General features: G+C 61.6%; 2 protein-coding genes. One reads left to right on the top strand and one right to left on the bottom strand.

All coding sequences use genetic code 11. The annotated features are described in order from the left end of the window. Positions 1–74 precede the first annotated feature (74 nt). Positions 75–1511 carry an IS701 family transposase gene (locus tag H8A95_RS42870; RefSeq protein ID WP_229188431.1) on the top strand — a complete coding sequence of 479 codons (1437 nt, stop codon included), beginning with the start codon at positions 75–77 and terminating at the stop codon, positions 1509–1511. 22 nt (positions 1512–1533) lie between these two features. Here the strand turns inward: H8A95_RS42870 and H8A95_RS42875 are convergent. Next, a partial coding sequence (locus tag H8A95_RS42875; RefSeq protein ID WP_229188432.1) for a hypothetical protein occupies positions 1534–1783 on the bottom strand: 250 nt, incomplete at its 5' end.

The following is a 1783-nucleotide window of genomic DNA, read 5'->3' on the forward strand; positions in this document are numbered from 1 at the left end:
TCTGACTGAGTCACAAAACCGCCGGCCAGAATCAGTGATGGTTGAAGCATGGACCATCAGCCGATGAGGCCGACATGAGCAGGCGTGGCACCAAGACGAGCGAGAAGCGATTTGCGGCGTATTTGGAAGGGCTTGCCAGTGTTATCGATCATGCTGATCGGAAGGCGCCGCTGCGCGACTATTGCGTCGGCCTGATTGCCTGTGGCGGTCGCAAAAGCGTGGAGCCGATGGCGGCGGTGACAGCTCCGGAACGGACGGCCGCCCAGCATCAATCACTGCTGCATTTCGTCGGCAGCGGCGCCTGGTCGGATGAGAAGGTGCTGGGCAAGGTACGCGAGATGGTCCTGCCGGCGATTGAACGCCAAGGCCCCATCGAAGCCTGGATCATCGACGATACCGGATTTCCCAAGCAGGGGCGCCATTCAGTTGGAGTTGCGCGGCAATATTGCGGGCAGCTCGGCAAGCAGGATAATTGTCAGGTAGCGGTGTCGCTGTCGATTGCCAACCACCACGCCAGCCTGCCTGTCGCTTACCGCCTTTATCTTCCGAAGGAATGGACTGAGGACCGCGATCGGCGGCGCAAGGTGGGCATTCCTGCCGAAGTCGGCTTCCGAACCAAGCCGGAGATCGCGCTGGAGCAGTTGCGGTGGGCTTGTGCGAGCGGCCTTCCGCGCGGTGTCGTGCTGATGGACGCGGGCTATGGCAACAACAGCGACCTGCGCACGGAGATCACGGCGCTGGGATTGACCTATGTGGCGGGTCTTCTGTCGAGCACAACGGTATGGGCGCCCGGCACCGGTCCCTTGCCGCCGAAGCCATGGTCGGGCCGCGGCCGTCCACCGAAACTGATGCGCCGCAACCGTCAGCATCAGCCGGCCGCCGTTAAGGCGCTCGCGATCGGCCTGCCGGCCAAAGCTTGGCGCACCATCACCTGGCGGCAAGGAACGAACGAAAAGCTGACCTCGCGCTTTGCACGCGTGCGGGTCCGTGCCGCGCATCGTGATTATTGGCAAGCCACCCGGCGATTGGAGGAATGGTTGCTGATCGAATGGCCGAAAGGCGAGGACCAGCCTACCAAATACTGGCTCTCGACATTGCCGGATGATGTGGCATTCCGGACGCTCGTTGAGACGGCTAAATTGCGCTGGCGCATCGAACGCGACTATCAGGAACTCAAGCAGGAGGTCGGGCTCGGCCACTTCGAGGGACGCGGCTGGCGCGGCTTTCATCATCACGCAACGATGTGCATTGCAGCCTACGGATTCCTGATCTCCGAGCGGGAGACGATTCCCCCCTCAGGCGCTCGGCGCGACCGGCCGATCCCGCTCGATCGCGTTCCCGCAGATTACAGACCCCGCGGATCTGCCGCTGCGGACCCAACGTCACATTCCAAATTCGATCGCGACGATGCGACGGCGGCTCGAACATGGGCTCGTCCGAACGCTGTCGAGATGTCCTTGTTGTGCGATCAAGTTCGACCACTACACAGATCATCGTTTGTGACGCAGTAAGACTAGCAGGCTGTTGAAGAACTCAGCCGCGTTCGCAAACGAAGGCTGAATCGTCGCCATTGTGGATGTAGAAGTGGCCGACGAGCCTGTCTGCAGTTCCGATCATAGCCCAACCACGTCCGCAGGACGGATCGTTCTCGTCGTGCCCTTCCCATGAGAACTCCGCGCACGCCGATCCGTCGCGGGTGCCGTAGCGCACATCCAGGAACCCCTTGAGAGCCCCAAAGGCGATTTTGCCATCGGACTTGCCCTGGAAGGTGAGATGCGCTTCC

It is taken from the genome of Bradyrhizobium oropedii, from assembly GCF_020889685.1.
Lineage (GTDB): Bacteria > Pseudomonadota > Alphaproteobacteria > Rhizobiales > Xanthobacteraceae > Bradyrhizobium > Bradyrhizobium oropedii.

Coding starts and splice junctions, on each gene's coding strand:
- H8A95_RS42870 (WP_229188431.1), top strand. CDS start 75: ATGAGCAGGCGTGGCACCAAGACGAGCGAGAAGCGATTTGCGGCGTAT.